Here is a 25,391-nt window from a genome sequence, read left to right on the forward strand (position 1 = left end):
ACGCGGCCGTCCTCCTCGGAGGGCGGCCGCGTTCTGTGTGCTCACTCGGAGAGCGGCTGCCGTGGCAGACGACGGACCTTCGCGCGGCGTCGACGACGCTCGGGAACCATCGAGCGCATCTCGTCGAGCTTGCCGAAGCAGAACAGCCGGTCGTCGGCCTCCAGAACGACGTGCTTGCGGGGGTTGGGGATCACGCTGACCCCGCGGTGGAGCGTGAGCACCGTGATGTCCCGCTCCCAGAGCCCCGCTTCGCCCAGGGTCTTCCCCACCAGATCGACAGCGCCGTGCACCATCAGCTCTGCGACGCCGTAGCCCGTCGAGACCGTGAGCCGCTGGCGCACATCGATCTCGGGGAACGCGACCTGTCCGGCGATGTAGTCGATGATGGCACCCGCCACGTCGAGCTTGGTCGCGGTCTCGATGCCCTGAAGGCCCGGCGAGGAGTTGACCTCCATCACGAGCGGTCCGTCGTCGCCCTCCAGCATGTCGACGCCCGCGACGCGCAGGCCCATGATCTGGGCCGAGCGCACGGCGGCGCGCTCGTACACGGGGTCGAGTTCGATGGCCTCGACCGAGCCGCCCCGATGCACGTTCGACCGGAACTCATCACCGGCGGCGGAACGCCGCATCGCGGCGACCACGCGGTCGCCGACGACCAGCGCGCGGATGTCGCGACCACGACTCTCGGAGATGAACTTCTGGATCAGCACGTTCTGCTTGGTGGAGTGCAGCGTCTCGATGATCGCCTCCGCGACCTTCACCTGGGGGGCGAGGATCACACCGATGCCCTGAGTACCCTCGAGCAGCTTGATGACGACGGGTGCCCCGCCGACGCGCTCGATCGCCGGACGCACGTCGGCACGGTTGCGGACGAACGCGGTCGGCGGCATCGCGATGTTGTGCCGGGAGAGGATCTGGTTGGCGCGGAGCTTGTCGCGGGCGCTCGAGATGCCGTTCGCGGTGTTCGGCGTGTAGACGTCCATCTGTTCGAACTGCCGCACGACCGCGGTGCCGAAGTAGGTGATCGAGTTGCCGATGCGCGGCAGGATCGCGTCGTAGTCGCTGAGCTGCCGACCTCGATAGTGGAGGTCGGGTTCATCCGAGGTCAGATCTATCGCGAAGCGCAGCGTGTTGAGCACCTTCACGTTGTGCCCGCGCTGGAGCGCTGCTGCACGCAGACGCTGGGTGGAGTACGCCTGCGGCGCGCGGGAGAGCACTGCGATCTTCACGGGGGATTTTTCCTGCCAGGATGTATCAGGTGAGTAGGACTACCCCCCATTCAAACACCCTTACGGGGTGGCGAGAATGGGTGAGCCTGCCCGATCTCGGGGTCGACTGGCTCAAAGCCAAGATCGACACGGGCGCGCGCACGTCTTCCCTGCACGCATTCGACGTCGTGGAGTTCGAGCAGGACGACCAGCCCTGGGTCCGCTTCAAGGTCAAACCCTGGCAGGACAGCCAGGAGGACGCGGTGGTCGTCGAGTGTCCTGTACACGATCGTCGCGCGGTGCGCAGCTCCTCAGGACATGCGCAGGAACGGTTCGTCGTCGAGCTGCTGATCCGACTCGTCGACCGGGAGGTCCTCGCCGAGGTGACGCTCAGCAACCGCGACGAGATGGGCTTCCGCATGCTCATCGGCCGGGAAGCTCTGCGACAGGGATTCTCCGTCGACCCGGCACGGTCGTTCCTCGGCGGCCGCGCACCACGGGAAGCGCGTCGCCGCAACCGCGGCAGGGCCTGATCACGGCTCAGGTGCGGATCAGGATCGTGCCGACCGCCTTGTCGTGGAGGCCTCGCTGATCCGCATCCCAGATGACCGCTGGCACCACGACCACGAGGAGCAGCGTGCGGACGATCGGACGCCACAGCCCGATCCACCCGCCGTCGCGTCGGACCAGACGCATCCCGAGGATCCGGTGGCCAGGGCTTCCGCCCGCCGTCGGTATGAAGACGATCTGCAGGACAGCGAACACGAGCATCGGGGCGAACTGCGTCAGTCCGGCCTCGGTGGGCAGCGCGAACTGGTCGTAACCGAGGAAACCCGTCGCGATGATCGTGGCAGCCGCGTAGTCGATCAGGAGTGCTCCGATGCGACGACCGGGACGTGCGATGCTCCCGGAACCGGATTCGGGGAGCCCGAGTCGCTCGCCGGGGTACGTGTTCACAGCATCCGTCACTCCCCCAGCCTATCGAGGGTCACAGACGGCCCCGTCCCGTCGGCTCCTGTAACACGCCCGAAACAAAGCGGATACCGTAGAGAAATCCCCCGTCCGTACTCTGCAGAATGGCCGTGAAGCCATCGATCCGCATTACAGGAGTCGTACATGTTCAAAGATTCGTCCGAGGTACTGGCCTACATCAAGGAGAACGACGTCAAGTTCCTTGACATCCGTTTCACCGATCTCCCGGGTGTACAGCAGCACTTCAACATTCCTGCATCGACTGTGGACGAGGCGTTCTTCACGGACGGCCAGCTGTTCGACGGCTCCTCGATCCGCGGCTTCGCGAGCATCCACGAGTCCGACATGCAGCTCATCCCGGATGTCACGACGGCCTACGTCGACCCGTTCCGCGAGGCCAGCACTCTCGTGATGCTGTTCGACATCTACAACCCCCGCACCGGCGAGATCTACTCCAAGGACCCGCGTCAGGTCGCCAAGAAGGCCGAGAAGTACCTGGCCTCGACCGGCATCGCCGACACCGCCTTCTTCGCCCCCGAGGCGGAGTTCTACATCTTCGACGACGTGCGCTACTCGGTCACCGCCGGCGAGAGCTTCTACAAGGTCGACTCCGAAGAGGCCGCCTGGAACACCGGCCGTGAGGAAGAGGGCGGGAACCTCGCCAACAAGACGCCGTACAAGGGCGGATACTTCCCGGTCAGCCCGGTCGACAAGACCGCCGACCTGCGCGACGACATCACCCTCAAGCTGATCGAGGCGGGATTCATCCTCGAGCGCTCGCATCACGAGGTCGGCACGGCAGGGCAGCAGGAGATCAACTACCGCTTCGACACCATGGTGCACGCGGCGGATGACATCCTGAAGTTCAAGTACATCGTCAAGAACACCGCCAACGAGTGGGGCAAGGTCGCGACCTTCATGCCGAAGCCGCTCTACGGCGACAACGGTTCGGGCATGCACACCCACCAGTCGCTGTGGAACGACGGCAAGCCGCTGTTCTACGACGAGGCAGGCTACGGCCAGCTGAGCGACATCGCGCGCTGGTACATCGGCGGAATCCTGGCACATGCGCCGGCGCTGCTCGCGTTCACGAACCCCACGCTGAACAGCTACCACCGCCTGGTCAAGGGCTTCGAGGCTCCGGTGAACCTGGTGTACTCGGCGGGCAACCGCTCCGCCGCGATCCGCATCCCGATCACGGGCTCCAACCCGAAGGCGAAGCGCATCGAGTTCCGTGCTCCCGACGCGTCGGGCAACCCGTACCTCGCCTTCGCCGCGCAGCTCATGGCGGGCCTCGACGGCATCAAGAACCGCATCGAGCCGCACGAGCCGGTCGACAAGGACCTCTACGAGCTCCCGCCCGAGGAGGCCAAGGACATCCCCCAGGTGCCGAACTCCCTGCTCGACTCGCTCGACGCGCTGGCGGCCGACCACCAGTTCCTCCTCGAGGGCGGCGTGTTCACCAAGGAGCTCATCGAGACCTGGATCTCGTACAAGTACGAGAACGAGATCCTGCCGATGGCCCAGCGCCCGCACCCCTTCGAGTACGAGCTGTACTTCGGCGTCTGATCCACCGGACTCCGCAGAGTCTCCCGAAGAGCCCGTCACGGTCCGCCGTGGCGGGCTCTTCTGCATCCCGCGCAACAGCATCCGCCGTGCTGATCTCGCGCTAGGCTCTGCGCATGTCCGAACCCGACGCTGAGCCGACCCCGTCGCTGATCCAGCAGCGCCTCGAACTGGGACGCTGGCGTCTGGGTGCGCTGATCATGATGATCGGCTGGGGCGTGATGACCGTACTTCGCGCGATCACGTTCGATGCGGGCTCGATCGTCGACGGGGTCATGCTGATCGTCACGTTCGCCCTCGCGCTCTACGGCGTGAAACTCTGGTTCGACTACCGTCGCAAGGTCCGTGCATTCGAAGACGAGCACGGGCCGGACGCGGGCAGACAATAGTAGCGGCGCGCGACGTCGCCCGTGGCGACGCTGATGCGGTGCGCGGTGTCCTGCGGAGCGAGGCGGGCACTCGTCGAACCGCCGCCGCGCCTCCGGCTTGCAGGTCGCGGTCTCGGCGTCAAGCCCGGTGCCCCGCGTGCGCGGCACCCGTAGTCTCTCCGGAGTCGCAGGGATGACCCGATCCGTGCGGCCAGGAGGCAGCGATGTGGACCGAGGATGCGGCGCCGACCGAGGCGCTGCTCGATGCACGCTATCGCCTCGCCGAGATGGTCGGCGAGGGCGGCATGGCGACCGTCTTCCGCGCCGAGGACGTTCTCCTGGGCCGAACAGTCGCGGTCAAGGTGATCCGACGCGAGCCTCGCTCCGTGATGGGCTCAGCAGATCGCGCCCACACCGAGAAGGCGCTGCTCGCCTCCCTCAATCATCCCTGCCTGGTGACACTGCTCGATGCCAAGCTGGATCCGGGGAGCGAACAGTATCTGGTGATGGAGTTCGTCGCCGGGCCCGCCCTCAGCACGAGGATGGCACGGTCACCCATCCCTCCCGCGGAGGTCGCCCACATCGGGGCCGACATCGCCGAGGCGCTGCACGCGGTGCACGCGGCCGGCATCGTGCACCGCGACGTGAAACCGTCGAACGTGCTTCTCGTGCCGCCCTCATCCGACGGCGACCGCTGGCGTGCGAAACTCGCGGACTTCGGCATCGCGTGCGCACTGGACGCGTCCCGGGTCACCTCCCCGGGTTCGTCCTCGGCACGGTGGCCTACATGGCACCCGAGCAGCTTCGGAACGCGGACATCCGTCCGTCGCTCGATATCTATGCGCTCGGACTCGTGCTGCTCGAGGCTCTGACCGGACAGCCGGGTTTCCCCTCCGGGCTCGGCGTGCAGTCGGCTCTGGCGCGACTGCACATCCCCCCGGACATCCCCGAGACGCTCGGACCCGAGTGGGTCGCCCTTCTCACCCGGATGACCGCTCTCGATCCCCACACCCGTCCGCATGCGCTCGAGGCGGCGCGCTCGATCAGAGACCTGGCCGCCGTCGCGCGACCGCGGATCGCCGCCGTCGCGCCGTCGTCTGGCGAACCAGCGCGTACGAGACCTCTGCCTGCCGTCGACGCGCAGACGCTCGAGCACTCGACACGCAGGCTCCGCCGTCGACCGGATGCACGTCGTCGGAGACGTCTCGGCCTCGTGGGCGCTGCGGTCGCCGCAGTGATCGTCGGATCGACGGCCTCGGTCGCGTGGATGACCAGCGGAAGCGCGGAGCCGGAGATCGCACGAACGGCTGCGACAGCTCCCCCACGGCAGGACCCTGCAGTGGTTCCTGCCGGGCAGTCGGAGCCCACGCCGCAGGAGCCGACCGCGGTGACGCCCGTATCGTCGAACGACGACAGCCAGACACCCGGAACCGACAAGGGGTCGGGCGACACGGACAAACCAGGCCAGCACAAACCAGGCCAGCACAAACCAGGCAAGGACAAGCCAGGCAAGGACAAGCCAGGCGAGGACAAACCAGGCAAGGGCAAGCCCGGCGCGGAGAACTCCGGCGCGGACAAGCCGGGCACGGACCCCGACAAGTGATCCGGCACCGCCCGTGAGGACGCAGGGTGTCGCTCAGTGCGCGCGTGGCCCGCGTGGAGGAAGATCGACTGAGTCCGGAAAGAGGGAGGGCCCATGCGCCGCAAGAGAGTGATCGCGCCCAACGAACCGCAGACGACGGCGGCCCAGCGCAGATCGACGACCACGGTCGTCGCCGCAGCACGCGCCAACCCGTTCATGTTCGGTCTGCTCGGCGCCCTCGGCGTGCTGGTGGCGCTGGCCATCGGCGGGATCGTCGACCAGCTCGCCACCGTGCTCGTCTACATCGGCGTCGCGCTCTTCCTCGCGCTGGGCCTGGATCCGATCGTCACGTTCATCGAGAAGAAGCTCCCCCGCCCAGCGGCCGTGACCATCGTGGTCGCCGTGGTCATCCTCGCCTTCGCCGGCATCATCCTCGCGATCGTCCCCGTGCTCGTCGAACAGATCGGCAACCTCATCAAGGACGGCCCGAAGATGGTCGAGGAGTTCATGGACAGCCAGTGGTTCAAGGATGTGAGCGGGCAGTTCGGCACGACCATCCAGGACGCGGCGCAGGGCGTGCTCGACTTCGTCCAGGATCCGGACAACTTCCTCGACATCGGCGGCGGCGTCTTCGCGGTCGGGGCGGGCATCGCCGGCGGTCTCACCGGGGTCACGATCGTCCTGATCCTGACGCTGTATTTCATGGCGTCACTGCGCGGCATGAAGCGCACAGCCGCGCGCTTCGTCCCCGCCTACCAGCGCGACACCTTCAGCGAGCTCCTCGAGGACGTCTCGGGCGCGGTCGGCCGCTACGTGATGGGGCAGGCGAGCCTGGCGCTCATCAACGGCGTGCTGAGCCTGATCGTCCTCTCGATCATCGGAGCCCCCGTCCCGGCGCTCCTCGCGCTCATCGCCTTCATCGGATCGATGATCCCCCTCGTCGGAACGCTCACGGCCTCGATCATCAACTCGTTGATCTGCCTGTTCGTCTCACCCGTGACGGCTCTCATCGCGTTCGGGTACTACCTCGTCTACATGCAGATCGAGGCATATGTCCTCTCGCCACGCATCATGAGCCGTGCGGTTGCGGTGCCGGGAGCCCTGGTGGTGATCGCTGCCGTCGCCGGCGGTGCCCTCGGCGGCATCCTCGGTGCGCTCGTCGCCATCCCCATCGCGGCGAGCATCATCATCATCGTCCAGAAGGTGATCTTCCCCTCCCAGGATCGGAAGAAGGCACCGCCGGTGATCACCACGTCCTGACGGCCAGGGCACCCGCGCTCCGGGGCGATGTCTCAGCGCACGAGCAGCGCGCCCGGCTCGACGCGCACGTCGAATGCCGAGACCTCGCCCATCTCCTCGCCGTCGATCTCGAACACGAGAGGCGTCTTCAGCTCGACCGACACGGTCTCGACAGGGAGGTGACGCGCGGAGTCCGTGCTGACGGCTTCATCCGTGGCTCCGAAGATCCGACGGATCCCGTTGTCCCACACGAAGGAGCGGAGGGTCTCCAGCCATTGGAGCGCGCCATCCGCGCTGATCATGAGCACGTCGAGCTTTCCGTCATCGAGGACCGCGTCCGGAAGCAGGCGGATTCCGCCCTGCACCATCCCACAGTTGCCGATGAGCATCGTGTGCCCGCGCACAGCGACCGCCTTGTCCCCATCGATGGCGATCGTGAGATCGGTCATCTCCGTGCCGGCGAGGGCACGCCCCATCGCCTCGACGTAGGCCAGCCATCCTGCTTTCGACTTGAGATCGTCATCGGTCTCCACCAGCATCTGCGCGTCGATGCCGAAACCCACCATCACCGCGAAAGCATGTTCCGTGCCGTCGTACGACACCCATCCGAGGTCGATACGACGAGGCTCTCCGTCGCGGATCCGCTCGAGAGCCGCTGTCACGTTGTTCAACGGGACCTCGAGGTTGCGCGCGAGGAGGTTTCCCGTGCCCTGCGGAACGATGCCGAGTGCGGTATCCGAGCCGGCGAGCGACTCCGCGACCGCGCGGACCGTGCCGTCGCCGCCCACGGCGATGACGATCTCCCTGCCGTCTTCGAGCGCCTCGCGGGCCATGCCCCTGCCCGGATCCTCCGGCGTGGTCTCCCACCAGCGGATGTCCTGCTGATCGCCGAACACCTCGTTCACGGCTGTCTGCAGAACCCCCTTCTCGACCTTCGAAGGGTTCCAGATGATGCCGATGCGCGAGTGGGTCATATCGTCAGCTTGCGACAGGACGTCCGATACCGCAAACTCATCGCCGCGGCCTACCCGTAGAACAACTGCTCGAACGTCCTCCTGGCGCGCCGCGTCACCCCGAGATAGTCCTCTTCGAGCTCGCTCGCCGAACGATCGGGGTACCCGAGCAGGCGTCCGATCGCATCGAGCTGCCGGCGATCCGCAGGGAGGACATCGCTGGTCTGGCCGGTGAGCAGGGTGATCGCCGACCGGAGCCGACTCGAGAGCAACCACGCCTCACGCAGACGCACGGCGTCCTCCTCGGGGACGAGGTCCGCGGCGACCGCCGCGTCCAGCGCTCCGAGCGTCGATGTCGTGCGCAGACCGGGTACGGCATACGCGTGCTGGAGTTGAAGCAGCTGCACCAGCCACTCGACGTCGCTGAGAGTTCCAGGGCCGAGTTTGAGATGCCGTCGAGGATCGGCTCCCTGAGGCAGGCGCTCCCCTTCGACCCGGGCTTTGATCCGCTTGATCTCGCGCGTGCCCTGCAGATCGACCGACTCCGGGTAGCGGATCGCGTCGGCCAGGGTCATGAAGCGCGCGATGAGCTTCGCGCTGCCTGCCACTCCCCTCGCCCGCAGCAGCGCCTGCGCCTCCCATGACAGCGACCAGCGGCGGTAGTACTCGGCGTAGGCGTCGAGCGACCGCACCAGAGGCCCGTTCCGGCCCTCTGGACGCAACCCGGCGTCCAGATCGAGGGGAAGGCGGTGATCCGTGAGCTGTTCCCGCAGGCCGGCAACGATCTGCGTCGCATGGCGTTGCGCACGCTGGGGTCGACGCCGTTCGCGTCGTAGACGTACAGGATGTCCGCGTCCGACCCGAAGCCGAGTTCGGCGCCGCCGAAGCGCCCCATCGCGATCACGGCGAAGTCCAGCGCCTCGTCCTGCGGCGGGACGACCTCACGCATCACCGCGCGCAGAGCAGCCTGGATCGTCGCCGCCGTGATCTCGGTGAGTGCCGTGGCGACCTCCTCGATCGTGAGCACATCGAGCACGGCTCCCATCGCCGTGCGCAGGAGCTCGCGCCGGCGCAGGGCTCTGACGGCTCGCAGCGCATCGCCGATCGTGTCGTGTCGGGTCTGGATCGCACGCGCTTCGTCGTCCAGTGCCGATGCCCCGCGCGGACGCAAGCGCTCCGAGTTGTCGAGCCATGCCACCGACTCCGGGATCCACTCCAACAGTTCCCCGACGTACCGCGAGGACGACAGCAGGCGCGTCAGACTCTCGGCAGCCCCGGACGAGTCGCGCAGCATCCGCAGGAACCAGGGGTGTCGCCCAGACGCTCGCTGATGCGGCGGAACGCGAGGAGCGCGTAGTCGGGATCGCTGCCGTCGGCGAACCACCGCACCATGACCGGCATCAGATGCCGCTGGATGGTCGCCTTGCGGCTGAGTCCGCTCGTGAGGGCGCCGATGTGACGCAGAGCCCCCGCTGGGTCCCGGAACCCGATCGCCGCCAGACGGTCGTGGGCCTGGGCGGCGGAGAGCGTGCGCTCTTCCTCCGGCAAACCGGCGACCGCGGAGAGCAGCGGCCGGTAGAACAGGCGCGTGTGGATCTCGCGCACCTCCCGACGCACCGCCTCCCACCGCGCCCACACACCCTCGCCGCTGTCGGCCAGCCCGGAACTGCGGGCGAGGATCCGCAGGCCCGCAGGCGTGCGCGGCATCAGGTGCGTGCGGCTGAGTTCCCGCAGCTGCAGCCGGTGCTCCATCAACCGCAGCAGACGGTAGTCGTCGGCGAAGGCTGCCGCATCCACGCGTCCGATGTACCCGCCTTCGACGAGGGCGTCGAGGCTCTCGAGGGTCCCGCGCGTGCGCAGCGACTCGTCGGTGAGCCCGTGCACGAGCTGCAGCAGCTGCACGGTGAACTCGATGTCGCGCAGTCCACCGGCGCCGAGCTTGAGCTGGTACGGCGCGTCCTCGGGATCGATGTGCTCCATCACGCGCTCACGCATCCGCTGCACGCTTTCGACGAAGTCCTCCCGAGCCGCACTCGACCAGATCTTCGGCTGCACGGCGGCGATGTACTCCGCACCGAGCTCGGGGTCGCCCGCGAGCGGCCGCGCCTTCAGGAGCGCCTGGAACTCCCAGCTCTTCGCCCAACGGTCGTAGTACGCCAGATGCGAGGCGAGAGAGCGGACCAACGCGCCCTGCTTCCCCTCGGGTCGCAGCGCGGCATCCACTTCCCACAGCGGGGGTTCCACCTCGATGGCGCTGAGATTGCGCATGGTCTCTCGTGCCAGGCGGGTGGCGATGTCGATGGCGCGAGCCTCGCTCACGGTCTCCTCGTCACGGCTGCCCCCCACGAAGATCACATCCACATCGCTGACGTAGTTCAGCTCCCGAGCCCCCGCCTTCCCCATGCCGATCACAGCGAGCCTGGTCGCGGCGAGGTCGGCGCGCGCGAACGCATCGCCGAGGCGCGTCCTGGCCACGGCGAGAGAGGCTTCGAGAGCCGCTCCGGCGAGATCGGCCAGTGCGGCGGATACAGCAGCCACCACGTTCTGCGGTACCGCATGCATGAGGTCGTAGCCGCGATGGCGGCCAGCTCGCGACGATAGGCGATTCGGATCGCCGCGATCGCGTCGTCATCCCCTGCTCGCGCGAACCCGTCACGGGCATCGACGGCTGCCAGCATCCGCTCCTGCAAGGCCTCCGCGGACGGGAGCACGTCGACCGCCTGCTCCAGCACCGTGAGCTCCTCCGGATGCCGCAGGAAGAACTCGGCCAAGCCCTCGGACGCACCGAAGACGCGCCAGACGCGCCGGCGTGTCGCCTCGTCGTCCAGGAGACGCCGCAACGGCGCCTCGTTCCGACGCGCGACCCGGAGGAGACCCCGCACGGCGGCGTCCGGATCCGCGGCGTCCGAGGCCTCCAGCAGCACCCCACGGGGTCGGTCGAGGATGGTCGCCAGCTCCGTCAGGGATGCGGCGGCCTCGCTCAGGTCGGCGAACCCGAGCCTGGCCAGGGCGGAGAGCGAGACGGAGTCGTCCGGGCGGGCCATGCCGGGCCTCAGAGAAGCTCGAGGTTGTTCTTCAGCTCCAAGGGAGTGACCTGCCCGCGGTAGGCCTCCCACTCCTTGCGCTTGTTGAGCAGCACGTAGTTGAACACCTGCTCCCCGAGGGTCTCGGCGACGAGCTCCGACGCCTCCATGTACTCGAGAGCGTGGTCGAGGCTCGCAGGTAGAGCGGAGTAGCCCAGCGCACGGCGCTCGGCGTCGCTGAGCGCCCACACGTTGTCCTCGGCCTCGGGCGGGAGCTCGTAGCCCTCCTCGATGCCCTTGAGCCCTGCGGCGAGCATGAGCGCGTACGCGAGGTACGGGTTCGCTGCAGAGTCCAGTGCGCGGTACTCGACGCGGGAGGACTGTCCCTTGTTGGGCTTGTACATCGGCACCCGCACGAGCGCTGATCGATTGTTGTGGCCCCAGGTGACGAAACTCGGAGCCTCATCCCCGCCCCAGAGCCGCTTGTACGAGTTCACGAACTGGTTCGTGACCGCGGAGATCTCGTTCGCGTGCTTGAGGAGTCCGGCGATGAAGTGGCGTCCGGTCTTGGAGAGCTGGTACTTCGCTCCCTCCTCGTAGAACGCGTTCTGGTCGCCCTCGAAGAGCGACATGTGCGTGTGCATCCCGCTGCCGGGCTGCCCGCTGAGCGGCTTCGGCATGAACGTGGCATAGACGCCCTGCTCGATCGCCACCTCCTTGATCACGGTGCGGAACGTCATGACGTTGTCGGCCGTCGTCAGCGCATCGGCGTACCGGAGGTCGATCTCGTTCTGTCCGGGTCCGCCCTCATGGTGGCTGAACTCGACCGAGATGCCGAGGTCTTCGAGCATGCGGACAGACCGACGGCGGAAGTCGTGGGCCGTGCCACCGGGCACGTTGTCGAAGTAGCCCGCCGAGTCGACGGGCACCGGGCCGTCGGGGCCGAACGACGAGGACTTCAGAAGGTAGAACTCGATCTCGGGATGCGTGTAGAACGTGAACCCGGCGTCTGCGGCTTTCGCCAGCGTGCGCTTGAGCACATGCCGCGGGTCGGCGACGGCCGGCTGGCCGTCCGGCGTCGTGAGGTCGCAGAACATGCGCGCTGTCGGGTCGATCTCGCCCCGCCACGGCAACGTCTGGAAGGTCGTCGGGTCCGGCTGCGCGAGGAGGTCGGACTCATACGTGCGCGTGAGCCCTTCGATCGCGGAGCCGTCGAACCCGATGCCCTCCGCGAACGCACCCTCCACCTCGGCAGGGGCGATCGCCACGGACTTGAGCGTTCCGATGACATCGGTGAACCACAGTCGCACGAACTTGACGCCGCGCTCCTCGATCGTGCGGAGGACGAAGTCCCTCTGCTTGTCCATGGCTACTCTGCGCCCCGGCCCTTTGCCTCGCCCTTGACGTCCCAGCCCTGTTCGACCGCCTCCTCCTCGGCCCAGGCGCGCGAGCGCTCCTTGAGCACCTCAGGAGCGCGGCGGGCCTCGGCCTCCGTGTCGAAGGGGCCGATCCGGTCGATGGAGGGCGAGATCATGCCGAACTCGACCTCGCCGGTCTCGGAGTTGTACCAGTACTTGTGGTCACCGTCAGACATGTCTGTCCCTTCTTCACGTGATGTCATCGATCCTACTGGCGTGCACCGTGGTCGCTAAGCTATCGGCCATGGCAAAAGCGATCGGCGTCGACATCGGCGGCACGGGTATCAAAGCAGGAATCGTCGACCTCGAACACGGCACCATGGCCTCTGATCGGGTACGTGTCCCGACGCCGGAGGGCGCCGCACCGGAAGACGTGCTCATCGCCGTGCAGACGGTGCTGAAGACCCTCGACGTGCACGAGTCGACGCTGCCGCTGGGTGTCGCCTTCCCCGCGATCGTCAAGCGTGGGAAGACCCTCTCCGCGGCGAACGTCTCGAAGGAGTGGATCGACTTCGACGCCGAGCGGTTCTTCCGCGACGGCCTCGGCCGCAACATCGTGTTCGTGAACGACGCCGATGCCGCCGGTGTCGCCGAGGCCCGCCATGGTGCCGCCCGCGACGTGCTCGGCTTCACCCTGCTGACCACGCTCGGCACGGGTATCGGCTCGGCATTCCTGTACGACGGCGTGCTGCTGCCGAACACCGAGCTCGGCCATCTCAACTTCCGCGAGTACGAGTCCGTCGAGACCTATGCCGCGACGTCCGCACGTGAGCGCGAGAACCTCAGCTGGGAGGCGTGGGCGGAACGCCTGCAGGCTTTCTACTCGCACATCGAGTTCCTCTTCAGCCCCGACCTCTTCGTGGTCGGCGGCGGTGTGTCGAAGAACGCGGGAGACTTCCTGCCGCTCCTCGACCTCAAGACCCCGATCGTCCCGGCCATCCACCGCAACAACTCGGGAATCATCGGCGCGGCCTCGCTCGCCGGGGACTGACCCTCGCCCACTCCGACGACGCGAAGGACCCGATGACTCGTCGTCATCGGGTCCTTCGTTTCGTGTGAGGCGAATGGGCCGACCTGTACGCCGGGTTCTGTTCCGGGGTTCTTCGCCCCTTCGACGGCCATCTCTCTCGGCGACACGTTGCCGTGGCACTCTAGCGGTCTACCCGAGGACTCGGCGAGCCGCGTCAACATCCTCTGTCTGACCTTGCTCCGGACGAGGTTTACCTGGCGGGCCATGTCACCATGGCCCCCGGTGGTCTCTTACACCACCCTTTCACCCTTACCCCTTGCGGGGCGGTCTGCTCTCTGTGGCACTTTCTCGCGGATTGCTCCGGGTGGGCGTTACCCACCGTCCTGCCCTGAGGAGCCCGGACGTTCCTCGGTGCGGTCTCCCGCAACGCGGCCGTCCAGTCGACCCATTCGCATGTCCATTCTACGTTCTCCGGCCCGACGGTCTGCGGCTACTTCTCCGCCGACTCCGCGATACGCAGATCGAGGGGCACATCGATCGGGAACGAGCCGAACAACCGCGTCGTCGCCGTGGCAGCGGCCTCTTTCACGGCCGTCGCCGCCGACTCCGCATGTTCGAGCGGGACGTGCAGGATGACCTCGTCGTGCAGGAAGAACGCCAGATGAGGCACCCGCGCGAACGGCCCCGATGCCGGTGCCTCCCCGAACACCTCCGGGAGCTGCTGCAGGCGGTGTCGGATCTCGGCGAGCCAGATCAGAGACCACTCCGCGGCAGTGCCCTGCACCACGAAGTTCCTGGTGAAGCGTCCCCAGTCTCGGGCTCGACGACGAGCAAGAGCCACCACCGCGGGGTCGGCGTCCGCTCCCGTCGCGTCGGACTGCAGTCGCATCCACTCCACAGACGGGCGCGGGGAGGATCTGCCGAGCCAGGTGGACACGATCCCGCCGTCCTCCCCCGTCCGCGCGGCGGCGTCGACCAGAGCCATCGCCCGCGGATACACCTTTCGCAGACGCGGGACGAGCCGCCCGCTGTCGCCGGTCGTCGCGCCGTACATCGCACCGAGAACGGCGTATTTCGCCTCCTCCCTGGAGGCGACCGCGCCGGAGGCCACCACTCCGGCGTATAGATCGCGGCCTCGCGCAGCCTGGGCCATCGCCTCGTCGGCAGCCATCGCGGCCAACATCCGTGGTTCAAGCTGAGCCACGTCGGCGACGACCAGCGTCCATCCGGGATCGGCACGCACGGCAGGGCGCAGACTGCGCGGCAGTTGAAGCGCGCCACCACCCGCAGACGCCCATCGCCCGGTCACAACGCCGCCGGGGATGTAGACGGGACGGAACCTTCCGTCGTGCACCCACTCGGCGAGCCAGGCCCAGCCGTTGGCGCTGAGCAGTCGGGAGAGCTTCTTGTAGGCGAGCAGAGGCTCGATGGCCGGATGATCATGTTCGGCCAGCTCCCACCGGCTCGTGGACTCGACATCGACCCCGACGCGATGCAGCGCCCTGAGCAGCTTCTGCTGACTGTCGAGATGGAGCGTGGCGTCGCCCAGCTGCTGCCGTACCTGGTCGCCGAGTGCGACCATCCGGCTCGGCAGCCCTCCTGCGATCGGCCGGATGCCGAGCGTCTCGGTCAAGATCGCATCGTGCACGCGCTCGTCCCACGGCAGCCCGGCCACGCGCATCTCCTCGGCGATGAGTCCCCCTGCCGATTCAGCGGCGCACAGCAGCGTGAGACGTCCGTCCGGCGCCGTGGCGATCACGCGGCGCTGAGCACGATACTGCTCGAGCGTCGCGGCGATCGTGTCTTCGCCGCTCTCCACCTCGAAGGCGTCGAACAGCGACGGCGCCGAGACCGTGGACTCGCGCCGTTCCCACGCCGCGGATCCGGGGAGTGGGGATGCCACCGCGGCGGTGTCGCGCAGGATGGCGTGGCACAGCACCAGATCATGGCTGCGACGGACGCGCACCCCTCAGCGAGCAAGGTGGCGTAGGTCTCGGAGGCCGTGCGGATGATCCACCGCGGGGCGTCGCTCACCTCGATCGACGCCACCCATTCGGCGAGGCCATCCGATCGCAGCAGGGTGCGCCCGGACTCTTCGTCTTCGCCGTCGAGCTCGATCGCGACGTAGTCCTGCGGACCGACCGAGAGGAGCACGATGCGCCGCTCGACAGGCGACGCCGGCGCCGTCATCTCCGGTGCGCGCGGATCGGGCTCACGCGAGACCGGACTCCTCGGTGCGCACGAGGATGCACCCACACTCGGGGCACGAGACGACGAGGTCGTCCGCGGCCCGTCGGATGTCGTTCAGGTCAGTGCTGGGAAGCACGATGCGGCAGCCTTCGCAGGTCCCCCGCGTGAGGAGCGCCGCGCCCGCGCTGTTCGCCGCACGGCGGGTGTACTCGGCCAGCAGCTGCGGCGACACGCCTTCGGCGACGGCAGCGCGGTCGCGCGCCAGTTGCGCACCCAGCTCGGTCGCCGCGGCGACGTCGGCCTTCGCCTGTGCGGTGAGGGCCGTCCCCTCCTCCGTGGTCGTCTGCAGCAGAGCCTGCTGAGCGGCGACGGCCGCTTCCGCTTCTTCCAGGCGACCCATGACATCGAGCTCGGCGTCTTCGAGGTCGCTCTGACGCTTGGCGAGGCTCGCGAGTTCGTGCTCGAGCGCCTGCGCATCCTTGGGGCTGGTGGCGGTGGCGAGGCGCTCGGCGTCGCGGTTGCGACGCTGCTCGACGAGAGCCACATCGGACTCGAGCCGCGTGAGTTCGGTGCGGACGTCGTCGCGGGTGCCCGTGAGCGCGGTGAGTTCGCGGAGCTGGTCCTGACGGATGGCGACGAGCTCGGTGATCCGCCCCGCCTGGCTCGGCTTCGTGCGGGCGCGCTCGGCCTGCGCGATGCGTCGATCGAGGTCGGCGATGTCGAGCAGGGTGCGCTGGTTCTCGGGGCTGGCGTTCACGCTCTCAAATCTAGTCGCTGCGACGACATCCGCCCATCAGCTCACGTCGCCGTCGACGTAGTACCACTGCCGATCCTCTCTGACGAAGCGACTGCGCTCATGCAACGCGCCTCGCTGCGTACCCTGCCGCCAGAACGCTTCGAACTCCACGATGCCGTCGCGGTCGAACGGACCGCCGGCATGCCGATCGAGGATCACGAGTCGACGCCACTCCATGTCGGGTTCGAAATCGACGGTGCGCGGCCGCGTCGAGCCGTGCCAGGTGCGAACGAGATGCGCCGCGTCGCGGAGGCCGAAGGCCGTGAAACGGGAACGCATGAGCCGCTCGGCCGTCGAGGCGGGCGCCCCCTGGAGCAACGGCCCGCAGCATCCGCCGAAGATGTCGCCCGACCCGCATGGGCACCGCGCCGAATCGTCGATCACGACGTCATCCGCCGCCATCTCCGCGTCCGCTGTCATCCCCTCAGCGTACGCTCGAGGAAACGCCCCGAAGGAGTCACGATGACCACTGTCCCCACCTTCACCGCCCACAACGGCTTCGCGCTGCCGGCGATCGGTCTCGGCACGTACGGCCTCAACGGCGATGCAGGAGCCGCCGCCGTGACCCGCGGGATCGCGGCGGGTTACCGGCTCGTCGACACCGCGTTCAACTACGAGAACGAGGGGTCCGTCGGACGCGGAGTCGCCGCCTCCGATGTGGATCGCGCGGAGATCATCGTCACGACGAAGCTCCCGGGCCGCCACCACCCGACGGCCAAGGCGCGCACCAGCATCGAGGAGAGCCGCTCGCGTCTCGGTCTGGACGCCACCGATCTGCACCTGATCCACTGGCCGAACCCGAGCCAGGACGAGTACGTGCAGGCATGGGCGGCGCTGGTCGACGCGCAGGCCCGCGGCGTCGTCCGGCAGATCGGAGTCTCCAATTTCCTGCCCGAGCACCTGGAGCGCATCGAGCAGGAGACGGGCGTGCGACCGGTGCTCAACCAGATCGAGGTGCATCCGTTCTTCCCCCAGGAGGAGCAGCTCGCGTACCACCGCGAGCACGGCATCCTCACGGAAGCGTGGAGCCCGCTCGGTCGGGCGAAGGAACTGCTCGACGAAGCGGTGATCCGCGAGATCGCGTCCGCGCACGACGCCACCCCTGCTCAGACGGTCCTCGCGTGGCATGTCGCGCGCGGCACGGTCTCGATCCCGAAGGCGTCCTCGCTCGAGCACCAGATGGCGAACCTCGCGGCGGCCGAGATCGCGCTGGACGATGCCGAGGTGACCGCGATCACCGCGCTCGGACGGCCGGACGGTCGCCTGTTCGGCGCCGACCCGCGCACCCACGAGGAGTCCTGAGGTCGGTCAGATCCGCTGCGTCCCCAGCACGCGCAGGAACTCGAGCTTGCCGGCGGCCTCGCTTCCCGGGGCCGCCGTGAGAACGACCAGCGCTTGGGACTCATCCTCGGTGAAGAGCGCCTGACAGTCGACCTCGATCTCGCCGAGCTCAGGATGCACCATCACCTTGTGCTGCTCGAACCGGCGGCTCACCTCGTGCGCCTCCCACAGCCCCACGAACTCAGGGCTGCGGGCGGAGAGTTCCGCGACGATCTCCCCTGCCCGCGACCGCGCTCCCATGATCCCGTGAGCCGCCCGAAGCGACCCCACCAAGGAACGGGACTGGCGGGCATGATCGACCTCCCGGTACCGTCGTCGTTCCTCCTCCGGGTGGGCGAACCACCGGTAGATCCCGCTGCGGTCGAAGCCGACGAGGCCACTCGCATCGCCGATGAGGGCTCGCGAGGCGTCGTTCTGCACCAGCACCTCGTCGAGGAGCGAGACGACGAACGCCGGAGTGTCATGCAATCGGTCGAGCACGCGCAGGATCCCAGGGCGCACGTACTCGGTGGCGTGCGCTCGGTCGGGGGCGCTGTGCCCGCAGAGTCGGAACAGGTAGTCGCGTTCGTCCTCGGTCAGCCGCAGCGCCCTGGCCAGAGCGGCGAGGATCTGCACGCTGGGCTGCGGTCCGCGTCGCTGTTCGAGGCGCGTGTAGTAGTCCGTCGACATCATCGCCAGCTGCGCGACCTCCTCGCGACGCAGTCCGGCGGTACGCCTCCTGGCCCCTGCCGCGAGCCCGACGTCCGCGGGCGTCAGGGCCTCACGCCGACGGAGGAGGAATTCGGCCAGAGCGTCACGATCCACCCCTGCAGTATGCCCCGATGCGGACGACCGAACCAGGGACGCTCGCTCCGTGGATGAGTGCTCTCTGGAGCTGTTCCGACTGCCCGGCGAGGCTGAACCCATGAACATCAGCGGAAACACCATCTTCATCCCCGGCGCGACCAGCGGTATCGGTCTCGCACTCGCGCTGCGGCTCCGCGACCGGGGCAACACCGTGATCGTCGGGGGCCGTCGGGAGGAGCGGCTCACGGCCATCGCCGCCGAGCATCCCGGTCTCCACACCGTGCGCATCGACACGACCGATCCCCGCAGCATCGACGAGGCGACCCGCACGGTGCTCACCGCGCACCCGGCTGTGAACGTGCTCATCACGATGGCGGGTGTGATGCGTGCCGAGGACTGGACCATCCGCGACGGATTCCTCACGACCGCGGAAGAGACCGTCACGACGAACATCCTCGGTCCGATCCGACTCATCGCCGCCTTCATCGAGCATCTGCGCGCGCAGCCCGACGCCACGATCATGACGGTCTCGTCCGGGCTCGCCTTCGCCCCGCTCCGGGTGACGCCGACGTACAACGCCAGCAAGGCGGCGATCCACATGCTCAGCGAGTCGTTGCGATTGCAGCTGTCGGAGACGAACGTCTCCGTGCTCGAACTGGAACCGCCCGCCGTGCGCACGCCGCTCATGCCGGGACACGAGGTGAACGAAGCGGCGATGCCGCTGGATGAGTTCATCGACGAGGTGATGGCCCTGATCGAGTCGCAGCCGGATGCCACCGAGATCCAGGTGGAGCGGGTGAAGTTCCTCCGCTACGGCGAGGCACGCGGCGACTACGAGCAGGTCGTCGCCACGCTCAACCGCACCGACCCCCACGGGCGCTGACTTCCATGACAGCGGATCCGCATCGGTGGTCGATCAACGCCGGAGCGATGCCGCCGCTGCCGTGAGCGCGTCCGCGGACTGCCGCAGCAGCGCCAGCTCCTGGTCGGAGAAGGACGTGTTCCGAATCGGCACCGCGCCCTGTGCGCTCACGATCGACGGCACGGAGAGCGCGACACCGTCGAGTCCGTGGAAGTCGCGCAGCACGGTGCTCACGGGCATCACGGCGTGCTCGTCGCCGAGGATCGCCTCCACGATGCGGGCGCTCGACAGGCCGATCGCATAGTTGGTCGCCCCCTTGCCGAGGATGACCTTGTAGGCGGCGTCACGCACGTCGACGGCGATGTCGTCCAACTCGTCGAGCGTGAAGCGCGGGTGCCCCGGTGTCTCCCACTCCAGGATCGGCACCGTGCCGATCGTCGCGCGCGACCACAGCGGGAACTCCGTGTCGCCGTGCTCCCCGACGATGTAGGCGTGGACACTCGCCGTCGACACGCCGGCACGCTCGCCCAGCTTCCACCGCAGCCGGGAGGTGTCGAGCACGGTACCGGAGGCGAAGATCCGCTCCGGGGGGAGACCGGTCTCCTCCTGCGCGATCACCGTGAGGACATCGCACGGGTTCGTGACGATCACGTACACCGCGTTCGGGGCAACCTCGAGCAGCTGCGGCATCATGCCGCGGATGATGCCCGCGTTGACCTCGGCGAGCTCGATGCGCGTCTGACCCGGCTTCTGCTTCGCGCCCGCGGTGATCACCACGACGTGCGAGCCTGCTGCCACCGCGATGTCACTGCCGCCGACGATGTCGCTCGAGCCGGTGAACTGGGTGCCGTGGGCGAGGTCGAGCACCTCGGCGTCGACCTTCTCGGTCGCGATGTCGTACAGCGCGACGTGGCGGGCGGAACCGCGGATCAGCGCGGCGTACGCGACGCTCGAACCGACGCTTCCCGCACCGACGACCGTGAGCTTCGAGTTCTCGATGATCTCCATGCGCTCAGTCTCGCAGCGGGGCGGATGATCCGGGAGGGGCGGAGACCGTGATTTTCAGAGCGCCGCCGAGACCGCATCCGTCGCCGTGGGATGCAGGAAGTGGAAGCCTGACCGCTCCAGCACCGCGGGGCGGACGTCGGCGTCGGGAAGGAGCAGCGATTCGGCAGCGTCGCCGAGCGCGAGCCGCAACGCCCACGCGGGCGCGGGGAGCCAGAACGGGCGATGCATCCGCGCGGCGAGGGCACGGCCGATGTCGTTCGCCGTCGCGGACGCGGGTCCCGACAGGTTGACCGGCCCCGAGATCTTCCGGTCCAGGACGTGGCGGACCGCGCGCACTTCATCGTCGAGAGATCCACGGCCACACCTGGGTTCCCCGCCCGAGCGGCCCGGAGACGCCGAATCGCGTGAGCTGGATCAACGGTTTCAGCACACCGCGACGGTGTATGACCGGGGCCGTTCGCAGCAGCGCGACCCTGGTGTGGTCTTCGGCCCGTCGCGCCTCTGCCTCCCAGCGCACCGTCAGGTCGGCGAGGAACGTCTCCCCGCAGCCGATTCCTCCGTGAGGACTTCGCCCGGAGCCGACCCGTAGTAACCGACCGCGGATGCGGACACGAGCGCCGGCGCATCGGTGCGCAACGCGCGCAGCGCGGTGGTGAGGGTGCGCGTCGCCTGCAATCGTGAGTCGATGAGCTCCCGGCGATAGCCCTTCGTCCACGGCAGTCGTCCCACGCTCGCCCCGCCGAGCGCGACGACGGCTTCAGCGCCGTCGAGCACCTCGGGGTCGAGGGCACTTTCCCCGGGGGCCCACTGCGTCTCGTGCTCGGACCGCGGCGGGCGACGGACCAGTGTCGTGGCCTCGACACCGTCGGCACGGAGGGAGGAGACGAGCGCCGACCCGATCAGGCCGGACGCTCCGCTGATGACGATCCGTCGCGCCATTGAGGTTCTCCGTCCCACGACCACGAGCTCGGTCGTGGACCCAGCGTACGCGTCGCGCGCGGACGGGACTCAGTCGACGCGTCGGTAGTGCGTGATGATGACACCGTTGCTCATGGACGCTGTCGACACCAGTTCGAGCCGCCTGGTTGCGAGCAGGCCGCTCTCGTACAGGGTCGGGCCGTGTCCGACGATCCGCGGATGCACGAGGAAGCGGTATTCGTCGATCAGGTCGAGCCGGTCGAGCGCGGTCGCGAGCTTCCCGCTGCCGAGGAGCACGCCGGCCGGGATCGCATCCTTGAGCGCCTGCACGCTGTCGCGCAGGTCTCCCGTGATCACGTGGGTGTCGTTCCAGGGGAAATCCTGCCGGGTGGATGACACCACGTACTTCGGCTTGGCTTCGAGCTTGACCGCCCAGTCACGGAGCGCCTGCGGTGCCTCCATGTCTCCGCGGGCGACGGCGGGCCACGCCGCCTCCATCATCTCGTAGGTCGTGCGGCCCCACAGCATCGCGCCGGATTCGTCCATGAGCCGGGTGAAGTAGGCATGGGTCTCGTCATCGGCGATCCCCACTTCGTGATCGATGCAGCCGTCGAGGGTGACGTTGATGCTGAAGGTCAAGAGTCCCATGCGGGGATCCTAGATCCGTGCGGAAGCACCCGCCAGGGCTGAGCGGCCGATACGCTCGCGACCATGGGGTTCTCCGTGCTCGGGCTGGCGCTGAGCCTCGCCGTCTTCGCGCCGAACCTTCTCCTCCTGTGGTTTCCGCCCCGGCCCGCGATCGACGACGATGACGCACCCCTCATCGTCGAGATCCTGGAGCGCGCAGGGCAGGCGCTCTGCGTCACCCTTCCGGCCATCACCGTCGGGGCCTTCGTGCTCTGGTGGGCGGTGGTCCCGGTGATCCTCTGCGTCGCCGGCTATTGGGCGCTGTGGGTGCGATTCCTGGCTTCGGGCAGACGGCGTGCCTCCCTGTTCGCTCCGGCTCTCGGCATTCCGGTGCCGATGGCGGTGTTGCCGGTCGCGGCGTTCCTCGCCGGTGCCGCGTGGCTCGGAAATCCCTGGATCGCGCTCGCCGCGGTCGTGCTCGCCGCAGGGCACGTCCCCCGCTCGCTGATCGCGGCCGGATCCCAGTAGTCATGACGATGGCTCGCGGGCGGCGGGGACAGAACGCCGGCCAGAGCCGAACTCGCGGAGTGCTTTCACGGTGGGCCCTGCCGGGATCGAACCGACGACATCCACGGTGTAAACGTGGCGCTCTACCAGCTGAGCTAAAGGCCCTGGTGCCGTCAGTCTATCGGTCGTCCGGTGCGCACCCGCGTCGGAGAAGAGGGATAGGCTGATGGCGGCGCGCGTTGTGCACAGCTGACAAGGCTGCCCGTGTCGCTTCCCGTTTCCTTGGCATGACCTGCCAGCTTGACGAAAGGTTCCCCCGTGACCGTGCACGACCAGGATCCGTACTCCCAGGGCCCACTCGACAGCGATCCGGAGGAGACCGGCGAGTGGCAGCAGTCCCTCGATGAGCTGGTGGATGCCAAGGGCCACGGCCGCGGCCGCGAGATCATGCTCAGCCTGCTCAAGCGCTCGAAGGAGCTGCACCTGGGCGTGCCGATGGTCCCCACGACGGACTACATCAACACGATCGCCCCGGAGAACGAGCCGGAGTTCCCCGGCGACGAAGAGGTCGAGCGCCGCTACCGCGCCTGGATCCGGTGGAACGCAGCGATCACGGTGCACCGCGCGCAGCGCCCGGGTATCGGCGTCGGCGGTCACATCTCGACGTACGCCTCCTCCGCTGCCCTGTACGAGGTGGGCTTCAACCACTTCTTCAAGGGTGCGAACAACCCCGGCGGCGCCGACCAGATCTTCATCCAGGGCCACGCCTCCCCCGGCACCTACGCCCGGTCGTTCCTCGAAGGACGCCTGAGCGAGGACCAGCTCGACGGCTTCCGCCAGGAGAAGTCCCACGCGCCGCACGGCATCCCGTCGTACCCGCATCCGCGTCTGATGCCGGAGTACTGGCAGTTCCCGACCGTGTCGATGGGCCTCGGCCCGATCAACGCGATCTATCAGGCGATGTCGAACAAGTATCTCGAGAACCGCGGCATCAAGGACACGTCCCAGTCGCACGTCTGGGCGTTCCTCGGCGACGGCGAGATGGACGAGGTCGAGAGCCGCGGACAGCTTCAGGTCGCCGCCAACGAGGGCCTCGACAACCTCACCTTCGTGGTGAACTGCAACCTGCAGCGTCTCGACGGCCCCGTGCGCGGAAACGGAAAGATCGTCCAGGAGCTGGAGTCGTTCTTCCGCGGCGCCGGCTGGAACGTGATCAAGGTCGTCTGGGGCCGCGAATGGGACGACCTTCTCGCCCGCGACACAGAGGGCGCCCTGCTCAACCTCATGAACGTCACGCCCGACGGCGACTACCAGACGTACAAGGCCGAATCCGGCGCGTACATCCGGGAGCACTTCTTCGGCCGCGACGAGCGCGCAGCCGCCCTCGTCAAGGACTACTCCGACGACGACATCTGGAACCTCAAGCGCGGTGGCCACGACTACCGCAAGGTCTACGCCGCGTTCAAGGCTGCGACCGAGCACAAGGGCAAGCCCACCGTCATCCTCGCGAAGACCGTCAAGGGCTACGGTCTCGGTCCGCACTTCGAGGGCCGCAACGCGACCCACCAGATGAAGAAGATGACGCTGGACAACCTCAAGACGTTCCGCGACGCCATGCACATCCCGATCACGGATGCGCAGCTCGAGGAGAACCCGTACCTGCCCCCGTACTACAACCCGGGACCCCAGGACGAGACGATCCAGTACATGCTCGAGCGTCGCCAGGCGCTCGGCGGCTTCCTCCCGGAGCGCCGGTCGACGCACGTCGGCCTCTCGCTGCCCGACGACACCGCGTACGCCCTCCCCAAGAAGGGCTCCGGCACGCAGGAGATCGCCACGACCATGGCGTTCGTCCGACTGCTCAAGGATCTGCTGCGCTCGAAGGACTTCGGTCACCGCATCGTGCCGATCATCCCCGACGAAGCTCGCACGTTCGGCATGGACGCCTACTTCCCGACGGCGAAGATCTACAACCCGAACGGCCAGCACTACACCTCGGTCGACCGTGAGCTCCTCCTCGCCTACAAGGAGAGCCCGCAGGGCCAGATCGTGCACGTCGGCATCAACGAGGCCGGGGCCGTCGCGGCTTTCACCGCGGCAGGCACCTCCTACGCAACGCACGGCGAACCGCTGATCCCGATCTACATCTTCTACTCGATGTTCGGCTTCCAGCGCACCGGTGACGCCCAGTGGGCCGCCGGAGACCAGATGGCCCGCGGGTTCATCATGGGTGCGACCGCCGGCCGCACCACGCTCACGGGTGAGGGTCTGCAGCACGCCGACGGTCACTCGCACCTGCTCGCGGCCACCAACCCCGCGACGCTGTCGTACGACCCTGCGTACGGCTACGAGATCGCGCACATCGTGCGCTCGGGCCTCGAGCGGATGTACGGCGGTGAGCACGAAGACCCGAACGTGATGTACTACATCACGCTCTACAACGAGCCTCTGGTGCAGCCTGCCGAGCCGGAGGGCGTGGATGTGGACGGCATCGTGCGCGGCATCCACCGTGTCTCCGTCGGCGAGGGCGAAGGCCACCGCGCACAGCTGTTCGCCTCCGGCGTCGGACTCCCCTGGGCCCTCGAGGCGCAGGAGCTGCTGAAGAACGACTGGGGCGTGATCGCCGACGTCTGGTCGGTCACCTCCTGGACCGAGCTGCGCCGTGACGGCCTCGCCGCCGACGAGCACAACTTCCTCCACCCCGAGGCCGAGCCGCGTACCGCGTACCTCACCCAGAAGCTCCAGGGTGCCGAGGGACCGGTCGTCGCCGTCAGCGACTTCATGCACGCCGTGCAGGACCAGATCCGTCCCTGGGTGCCGAACCGCTTCGCCACACTCGGCGCCGACGGCTTCGGCTTCTCCGACACGCGCGCAGCGGCCCGTCGCTTCTTCAAGATCGACGGACCGTCGATCGTCGTCCGCACGCTGCAGTCGCTGGCAGAGGACGGCAAGGTCGACCGCTCGCTCGCAGCGCAGGCCATCGAGAAGTACCGCCTGCACGACGTGAACGCCGGAACCAGCGGCAACGCGGGCGGCGAAAGCTGAGCCTTCGGTGAC

At 68.0% G+C, this 25,391-nt stretch carries 22 protein-coding genes, 1 tRNA gene, 1 other RNA gene and 2 pseudogenes; 11 read left to right on the plus strand and 15 right to left on the minus strand.

Annotation, left to right across the window (positions count from 1 at the left end; all coding sequences use genetic code 11):
- Positions 1-41: 41 nt before the first annotated feature.
- Positions 42-1,229, minus strand: coding sequence for a RimK family alpha-L-glutamate ligase (locus K1X59_RS10860; protein WP_017202222.1), 1,188 nt, complete (start codon positions 1,227-1,229; stop codon positions 42-44).
- Positions 1,230-1,249: 20 nt separating this feature from the next.
- Between K1X59_RS10860 and K1X59_RS10865 the strand changes: the two genes are divergently transcribed.
- On the plus strand, positions 1,250-1,741 hold the full coding sequence (locus tag K1X59_RS10865; RefSeq protein ID WP_183150128.1) for a RimK/LysX family protein: 492 nt from the start codon (positions 1,250-1,252) through the stop codon (positions 1,739-1,741).
- A gap of 7 nt (positions 1,742-1,748) precedes the next feature.
- On the opposite strand, the gene K1X59_RS10870 is transcribed toward K1X59_RS10865, so the two are convergent.
- Positions 1,749-2,177 (minus strand): RDD family protein, encoded by a 429-nt coding sequence (locus K1X59_RS10870; protein ID WP_244631899.1) that lies wholly within the window; start codon positions 2,175-2,177, stop codon positions 1,749-1,751.
- 147 nt (positions 2,178-2,324) lie between these two features.
- Between K1X59_RS10870 and glnA (K1X59_RS10875) the strand changes: the two genes are divergently transcribed.
- The 5 genes from glnA (K1X59_RS10875) (at position 2,325) to K1X59_RS10895 (ending at position 6,956) form a co-directional block, all read left to right on the plus strand.
- On the plus strand, positions 2,325-3,749 hold the full coding sequence (gene glnA, locus K1X59_RS10875) for a type I glutamate--ammonia ligase (RefSeq protein ID WP_183150129.1): 1,425 nt from the start codon (positions 2,325-2,327) through the stop codon (positions 3,747-3,749).
- 113 nt (positions 3,750-3,862) lie between these two features.
- The gene (locus tag K1X59_RS10880; protein ID WP_183150130.1) at positions 3,863-4,135 is read left to right on the plus strand and encodes a hypothetical protein; all 273 of its coding nucleotides are present in this window, start codon (positions 3,863-3,865) and stop codon (positions 4,133-4,135) included.
- Between the two features lie 203 nt (positions 4,136-4,338).
- Positions 4,339-4,986 carry a serine/threonine-protein kinase gene (locus K1X59_RS10885; RefSeq protein WP_220173399.1) on the plus strand — a complete coding sequence of 216 codons (648 nt, stop codon included), beginning with the start codon at positions 4,339-4,341 and terminating at the stop codon, positions 4,984-4,986.
- On the plus strand, positions 4,902-5,717 hold the full coding sequence (locus tag K1X59_RS10890; RefSeq protein ID WP_220173400.1) for a hypothetical protein: 816 nt from the start codon (positions 4,902-4,904) through the stop codon (positions 5,715-5,717). Before K1X59_RS10885 ends, K1X59_RS10890 begins: the two co-directional genes overlap by 85 nt.
- A gap of 93 nt (positions 5,718-5,810) precedes the next feature.
- Positions 5,811-6,956 (plus strand): AI-2E family transporter, encoded by a 1,146-nt coding sequence (locus K1X59_RS10895; RefSeq protein ID WP_183150132.1) that lies wholly within the window; start codon positions 5,811-5,813, stop codon positions 6,954-6,956.
- Positions 6,957-6,988: 32 nt separating this feature from the next.
- Here the strand turns inward: K1X59_RS10895 and K1X59_RS10900 are convergent, their stop codons facing one another.
- From K1X59_RS10900 to K1X59_RS10915, 4 genes and pseudogenes are all read right to left on the minus strand, one after another.
- Complete coding sequence (locus tag K1X59_RS10900; protein ID WP_183150133.1) at positions 6,989-7,909, minus strand: diacylglycerol kinase family protein; 921 nt, start codon at positions 7,907-7,909, stop codon at positions 6,989-6,991.
- Between the two features lie 50 nt (positions 7,910-7,959).
- Positions 7,960-10,932 (minus strand): annotated as a pseudogene (locus K1X59_RS10905) (bifunctional [glutamine synthetase] adenylyltransferase/[glutamine synthetase]-adenylyl-L-tyrosine phosphorylase).
- Between the two features lie 8 nt (positions 10,933-10,940).
- Positions 10,941-12,278, minus strand: coding sequence for a type I glutamate--ammonia ligase (gene glnA, locus K1X59_RS10910; RefSeq protein WP_220173401.1), 1,338 nt, complete (start codon positions 12,276-12,278; stop codon positions 10,941-10,943).
- A gap of 2 nt (positions 12,279-12,280) precedes the next feature.
- On the minus strand, positions 12,281-12,505 hold the full coding sequence (locus tag K1X59_RS10915; RefSeq protein ID WP_183150134.1) for an SPOR domain-containing protein: 225 nt from the start codon (positions 12,503-12,505) through the stop codon (positions 12,281-12,283).
- Positions 12,506-12,573: 68 nt separating this feature from the next.
- Here K1X59_RS10915 and ppgK point away from each other — a divergent pair, with 68 nt between their 5' ends.
- Positions 12,574-13,320, plus strand: a complete 747-nt coding sequence (ppgK, locus tag K1X59_RS10920; protein ID WP_183150135.1) for a polyphosphate--glucose phosphotransferase — start codon at positions 12,574-12,576, stop codon at positions 13,318-13,320.
- Between the two features lie 70 nt (positions 13,321-13,390).
- Here ppgK and rnpB read toward each other — a convergent pair.
- The 4 genes from rnpB to K1X59_RS10940 all read right to left on the minus strand — a co-directional run bounded on the left by rnpB (position 13,391) and on the right by K1X59_RS10940 (position 16,705).
- Positions 13,391-13,747, minus strand: an RNA gene (gene rnpB / locus K1X59_RS10925) — RNase P RNA component class A.
- A gap of 42 nt (positions 13,748-13,789) precedes the next feature.
- Positions 13,790-15,265 carry a bifunctional 3'-5' exonuclease/DNA polymerase gene (locus K1X59_RS10930; protein WP_309491566.1) on the minus strand — a complete coding sequence of 492 codons (1,476 nt, stop codon included), beginning with the start codon at positions 15,263-15,265 and terminating at the stop codon, positions 13,790-13,792.
- Positions 15,266-15,511: 246 nt separating this feature from the next.
- Positions 15,512-16,246, minus strand: coding sequence for a zinc ribbon domain-containing protein (locus K1X59_RS10935; protein ID WP_183150136.1), 735 nt, complete (start codon positions 16,244-16,246; stop codon positions 15,512-15,514).
- Positions 16,247-16,282: 36 nt separating this feature from the next.
- Entirely contained in the window at positions 16,283-16,705 is a 423-nt protein-coding gene (locus tag K1X59_RS10940; RefSeq protein WP_183150137.1) for a YchJ family protein, read from the minus strand.
- Positions 16,706-16,747: 42 nt separating this feature from the next.
- Between K1X59_RS10940 and K1X59_RS10945 the strand changes: the two genes are divergently transcribed.
- On the plus strand, positions 16,748-17,587 hold the full coding sequence (locus K1X59_RS10945) for an aldo/keto reductase (protein WP_183150138.1): 840 nt from the start codon (positions 16,748-16,750) through the stop codon (positions 17,585-17,587).
- 6 nt (positions 17,588-17,593) lie between these two features.
- Here the strand turns inward: K1X59_RS10945 and K1X59_RS10950 are convergent, their stop codons facing one another.
- A complete protein-coding gene (locus K1X59_RS10950; protein ID WP_183150139.1) occupies positions 17,594-18,430 on the minus strand; it encodes a helix-turn-helix transcriptional regulator in 837 nt (278 codons plus the stop codon).
- A 100-nt stretch (positions 18,431-18,530) separates the two neighbouring features.
- On the opposite strand from K1X59_RS10950, the gene K1X59_RS10955 reads away from it, so the two are divergent.
- Entirely contained in the window at positions 18,531-19,295 is a 765-nt protein-coding gene (locus K1X59_RS10955) for an SDR family oxidoreductase (RefSeq protein WP_183150140.1), read from the plus strand.
- A 33-nt stretch (positions 19,296-19,328) separates the two neighbouring features.
- Here the strand turns inward: K1X59_RS10955 and K1X59_RS10960 are convergent, their stop codons facing one another.
- The 3 genes and pseudogenes from K1X59_RS10960 to K1X59_RS10970 form a co-directional block, all read right to left on the minus strand.
- Positions 19,329-20,282 (minus strand): L-lactate dehydrogenase, encoded by a 954-nt coding sequence (locus tag K1X59_RS10960; protein WP_183150141.1) that lies wholly within the window; start codon positions 20,280-20,282, stop codon positions 19,329-19,331.
- A gap of 54 nt (positions 20,283-20,336) precedes the next feature.
- A pseudogene (locus K1X59_RS22870) lies at positions 20,337-21,221 on the minus strand (TIGR01777 family oxidoreductase).
- A 69-nt stretch (positions 21,222-21,290) separates the two neighbouring features.
- Positions 21,291-21,848: a dihydrofolate reductase family protein gene (locus K1X59_RS10970; RefSeq protein ID WP_183150142.1), complete on the minus strand. Its 558-nt coding sequence runs from the start codon at positions 21,846-21,848 to the stop codon at positions 21,291-21,293.
- A gap of 63 nt (positions 21,849-21,911) precedes the next feature.
- On the opposite strand from K1X59_RS10970, the gene K1X59_RS10975 reads away from it, so the two are divergent.
- On the plus strand, positions 21,912-22,355 hold the full coding sequence (locus K1X59_RS10975) for a hypothetical protein (protein ID WP_183150143.1): 444 nt from the start codon (positions 21,912-21,914) through the stop codon (positions 22,353-22,355).
- A gap of 71 nt (positions 22,356-22,426) precedes the next feature.
- On the opposite strand, the gene K1X59_RS10980 is transcribed toward K1X59_RS10975, so the two are convergent.
- Positions 22,427-22,499, minus strand: a tRNA-Val gene (locus tag K1X59_RS10980).
- 153 nt (positions 22,500-22,652) lie between these two features.
- Here K1X59_RS10980 and aceE point away from each other — a divergent pair.
- Positions 22,653-25,379 carry a pyruvate dehydrogenase (acetyl-transferring), homodimeric type gene (aceE, locus tag K1X59_RS10985; protein WP_183150144.1) on the plus strand — a complete coding sequence of 909 codons (2,727 nt, stop codon included), beginning with the start codon at positions 22,653-22,655 and terminating at the stop codon, positions 25,377-25,379.
- The last annotated feature ends 12 nt before the right edge of the window (positions 25,380-25,391 follow it).

The organism is Microbacterium sp. Se5.02b (assembly GCF_019464375.1).
Classification (GTDB): Bacteria; Actinomycetota; Actinomycetes; order Actinomycetales; family Microbacteriaceae; genus Microbacterium.

What these genes read in the sequence shown, in the direction of transcription:
- K1X59_RS10865 (WP_183150128.1), top strand. Translation starts at nt 1,250, where the DNA reads ATGTATCAGGTGAGTAGGACTACCCCCCATTCAAACACCCTTACGGGG.
- glnA (WP_183150129.1), top strand. Translation starts at nt 2,325, where the DNA reads ATGTTCAAAGATTCGTCCGAGGTACTGGCCTACATCAAGGAGAACGAC.
- K1X59_RS10880 (WP_183150130.1), top strand. Translation starts at nt 3,863, where the DNA reads ATGTCCGAACCCGACGCTGAGCCGACCCCGTCGCTGATCCAGCAGCGC.
- K1X59_RS10885 (WP_220173399.1), top strand. Translation starts at nt 4,339, where the DNA reads ATGTGGACCGAGGATGCGGCGCCGACCGAGGCGCTGCTCGATGCACGC.
- K1X59_RS10890 (WP_220173400.1), top strand. Translation starts at nt 4,902, where the DNA reads ATGGCACCCGAGCAGCTTCGGAACGCGGACATCCGTCCGTCGCTCGAT.
- K1X59_RS10895 (WP_183150132.1), top strand. Translation starts at nt 5,811, where the DNA reads ATGCGCCGCAAGAGAGTGATCGCGCCCAACGAACCGCAGACGACGGCG.
- K1X59_RS10900 (WP_183150133.1), bottom strand. Translation starts at nt 7,909, where the DNA reads ATGACCCACTCGCGCATCGGCATCATCTGGAACCCTTCGAAGGTCGAG.
- glnA (WP_220173401.1), bottom strand. Translation starts at nt 12,278, where the DNA reads ATGGACAAGCAGAGGGACTTCGTCCTCCGCACGATCGAGGAGCGCGGC.
- K1X59_RS10915 (WP_183150134.1), bottom strand. Translation starts at nt 12,505, where the DNA reads ATGTCTGACGGTGACCACAAGTACTGGTACAACTCCGAGACCGGCGAG.
- ppgK (WP_183150135.1), top strand. Translation starts at nt 12,574, where the DNA reads ATGGCAAAAGCGATCGGCGTCGACATCGGCGGCACGGGTATCAAAGCA.
- K1X59_RS10940 (WP_183150137.1), bottom strand. Translation starts at nt 16,705, where the DNA reads ATGACAGCGGACGCGGAGATGGCGGCGGATGACGTCGTGATCGACGAT.
- K1X59_RS10945 (WP_183150138.1), top strand. Translation starts at nt 16,748, where the DNA reads ATGACCACTGTCCCCACCTTCACCGCCCACAACGGCTTCGCGCTGCCG.
- K1X59_RS10955 (WP_183150140.1), top strand. Translation starts at nt 18,531, where the DNA reads ATGAACATCAGCGGAAACACCATCTTCATCCCCGGCGCGACCAGCGGT.
- K1X59_RS10960 (WP_183150141.1), bottom strand. Translation starts at nt 20,282, where the DNA reads ATGGAGATCATCGAGAACTCGAAGCTCACGGTCGTCGGTGCGGGAAGC.
- K1X59_RS10970 (WP_183150142.1), bottom strand. Translation starts at nt 21,848, where the DNA reads ATGGGACTCTTGACCTTCAGCATCAACGTCACCCTCGACGGCTGCATC.
- K1X59_RS10975 (WP_183150143.1), top strand. Translation starts at nt 21,912, where the DNA reads ATGGGGTTCTCCGTGCTCGGGCTGGCGCTGAGCCTCGCCGTCTTCGCG.